General features: G+C 32.6%; 2 protein-coding genes. Both read right to left on the bottom strand.

The features are described 5' to 3' along the window. Positions 1-94 precede the first annotated feature (94 nt). Complete coding sequence (locus ACG916_RS21405) at positions 95-1831, bottom strand: matrixin family metalloprotease (RefSeq protein ID WP_419329158.1); 1737 nt, start codon at positions 1829-1831, stop codon at positions 95-97. A 209-nt stretch (positions 1832-2040) separates the two neighbouring features. Beyond that, positions 2041-2586 (bottom strand): DUF4189 domain-containing protein, encoded by a 546-nt coding sequence (locus tag ACG916_RS21400; RefSeq protein WP_419329160.1) that lies wholly within the window; start codon positions 2584-2586, stop codon positions 2041-2043. Positions 2587-2823 lie beyond the last annotated feature (237 nt).

The raw sequence follows: 2823 nt of genomic DNA, 5'->3' as shown, positions 1-2823 counted from the left end.
ATGACCAGCTACCACAACAAAATAAGGTAGCTTAACTAGAGCAGAGTATCACTTATAAATAAGCTTTTAGTTGTTCAAACATGTGGGACCACCTCTATTCAAAGATAAATTTTTCTATCTTGTTAATTATTTTCTCTAAACCAGATTTTTCATCCTCTTCTTTTTCACTATCCTCTTTTTCATTCTTTTCTTCTGAAGTAGTGAGTGGAAGTTCAGGATATGCCCACTTCCATGAATGCAAAATCCCGCCTACTCGGCTCCTGTAATAGATCATATCAATTTGATATTTAGACATTATATTTAATCTATCTATAAACTTTGAATCTGTATTATCTTCTCTCTGCGGATAATCCATAAAATTATCTGTATAACCCTGTTGATATTTAAACATCTCACCAGACTCAAATGTATGTGTTAGCCCTAGTGCATGACCTAACTCATGAGCATAAGTTTCAAGAAGACCAAATTTCATACTTTCCTTAAATATTACAACTGCATTTGAAAATTCTTCATCACTTGAATACTTCCCTTCCGAATAAAGTATGTGTGAATGAGCCTTGAAACTCGCGCTACCTAAAATATAATCCCAATTATCGGTATCCTCTTCACGCGCATATCTAACTGATATTGGTGCAAAAAAAATGAAGGTATTTCGTTCAATTTCACTATATGGAGATAACCCCACCCATTTTTTCCGCCAATATAGTTCTTTTAACTCCCTAATAAATTCAGCATAAGCAAATTCAGTGGGATCTAGTGATTTTCTTCGTTCCACACTTAAAGCTATTCGCTTATCTTTATTCCTAATAACCTCAAGATACTTTTCTTTACCATCATTTTTTAAACTTTTGTTCCACCATTTATTAACAAAATCTTTTACTTCAGGATCACTTTCATATAGTAAATCCAAGTCAAAAACTTCCTTTTTAACAACTTTAAAAATGATAAGTGCTTGATTAAAGAATTTATTTCTAAGTTCTAATTCATGATTTTTCGATTTTTTTATAATTTCTCCATTAACCTTAACATCTATTTCTACAATATTCATAATACGAATTACATTATTTCGAGCAATATAAATTATCCCTACATCTACTGGCTTACAATTATTTCTGGTCGCTGTAACTTTAATATGCTCATTTTTCTTTAACATACCTCCAGAACAGATTATTTTGATTGCATTTTTTTTCTTATAAAAGTATCTATTTCTCTCAACTAAGTTATTATCCTCATCATAATCCAACCCTAATTTCATAAAATTTCGATTTGAATTGATAAAATTACTTAAAGGTTCTTTTATACTTTTGGCATTTTGATTATTATCAAAAGTTGAAATTTTTATATTATCATTTGATGCTTCAAACTGTAAAACAGTTCCATTGTCAGTTAAAGATTCTTTTTCCTCAATATATTCTCCCTTAATACTTTCCAAATATTCTTGATGAATTTCTATATCAAGGCAAGCACCCTGTTTGTTGATCTCCTCACTCCCATAGACGCCTTTACAATCAGTAGCAAAAATGTATAGCCATGATGGAAAGTATCTAGAAGGAAAATTAATACGAGTATTAACATCATGATAAAATACTTTATATAATTCTGAATGAACAAAACGCGGAGTACCTAAAATATCTATAACTGTATCTTTCTTTCCACCAATACTAAGCAGTGGGTAAATATATTCATCACGCACCCAATCAAACCCATACTCACCATTATAATTATCAGGTGGCATACCTATTTCATAAGGTCGTCGGAATTGAACTGTAAAATTTCTGATACAATTTGAAGATGATTGACCAAATTTGGGACTACTTTTTATATTAGGCATATTAGTTCCACTACTAACTAAATGATTGTTTTAAATAAATATTTATTTTCAATGTAATACTATTATAAATTTAATTAAGTTTTAATTCTAGTTTTTCTGATCCTATGCCTCTTTTCCATAAAGTTGATATCAAAAAACCCAATAGTTGCTAGCTATTGGGGTTTTGTTTGGGGGGGGTAAAAACCTCACGAGGGAGGATATGTTTTTAATTACATTATTCCACTACAATTTTCATAGACGATTTTGCATCGTTCTTTAGGAAAACCTTCGTTTTGACATTGCGAATATACATTTTCTCGACCATCTAACTTTCGACTCCAGCCACGAATCCTACTGCCAGTAACACGGCCATACAGTAAGGTTGTTCCTTCAGCTTGTCCAACTGTAGCGCATTCAGTTTCTGAATAGGTAAACCAAAGCTTACATTGGGTGCCCCCTTTCTTCTGGCAATCTTCAAGTGCATTTTCCTGTATTTTTCCGCGGAATACTTTGGCAAATGACGTTCCGACAACACCATTAGTACCAGCAGCAATTGCTCCTACAACTTTCCAAGTGCGGTTACTTGCAGCTCCTTGATTACCACCACCCCCTGGAATAGGTGCACAGCCTTGCACACCTTGACCGCCTACTGGATAAGAACCAGAGGGACAATTTCCTTCAGCATGTGCAGTACCAGAAATAATAATTGAAAATAGAGCTATACAAATTAATGATATAAAATTTTGTATGATCTGAGGTTTATTTTCATTTGACATAATTGTTTCGTCCCTGTTAGTAATTTAATAGGTGAAATATTTATTTGATCTAAATCTTAAAATAATCCTTAGCAAAAAACCACCTTAAGGTGGTTTGGTTTCTCAAGTCTTTTATTGAATTAAAAGTATGTAGCGCAATAAAGAGGTGGTCCCACATGTTTGAACAACTAAAAGCTTATTTATAAGTGATACTCTGCTCTAGTTAAGCTACCTTATTTTGTTGTGGTAGCTGGTCAT

This window comes from Acinetobacter legionensis (genome assembly GCF_048552295.1).
GTDB lineage: Bacteria > Pseudomonadota > Gammaproteobacteria > Pseudomonadales > Moraxellaceae > Acinetobacter.
This window is presented reverse-complemented; position numbering and strand designations above follow the sequence as displayed.

What these genes read in the sequence shown, in the direction of transcription:
- ACG916_RS21405 (WP_419329158.1), bottom strand. Translation starts at nt 1,831, where the DNA reads ATGCCTAATATAAAAAGTAGTCCCAAATTTGGTCAATCATCTTCAAAT.
- ACG916_RS21400 (WP_419329160.1), bottom strand. Translation starts at nt 2,586, where the DNA reads ATGTCAAATGAAAATAAACCTCAGATCATACAAAATTTTATATCATTA.